Origin of the sequence: Herbaspirillum sp. WGmk3 (assembly GCF_023952535.1) — a bacterium.
Taxonomy (GTDB): Bacteria; Pseudomonadota; Gammaproteobacteria; order Burkholderiales; family Burkholderiaceae_D; genus Herbaspirillum; species Herbaspirillum huttiense.
Genome location: NZ_JAKYWT010000062.1, coordinates 1 through 272 on the forward strand (window position 1 = coordinate 1; position 272 = coordinate 272).

The following is a 272-nucleotide window of genomic DNA, read 5'->3' on the forward strand; positions in this document are numbered from 1 at the left end:
CGGCTTCAATGCTTCGTTCGTCCCGAACGCAATTGTTGCTGGTGAGTTCAACGCTGTTGGCTTTAAGCGTGGTCCGGTACAACTGAAAGACTACTACATCAAGCAAGTTGCTCAAGATGCGGATGGTGCCAACCTGACTGATGCTCAGTTTGAAACTCTGCGTGAACTGCTGAAGAAGCAGGGCATCATTGTCGAAATTACCCTCTGAAGTTAAGCATTCAGATCAACTTTCTTAGATTTACAAGGAAATAAATATGCCTCTCGTTCTTAAT

The 272-nt window shown here is 44.5% G+C and carries 1 protein-coding gene; it reads left to right on the forward strand.

Annotated features, from left to right (window positions below; all coding sequences use genetic code 11):
- The coding region (locus MKD49_RS25940) for a hypothetical protein (RefSeq protein WP_252697732.1) at window positions 1–208 on the forward strand (208 nt) is incomplete at its 5' end.
- Window positions 209–272 lie beyond the last annotated feature (64 nt).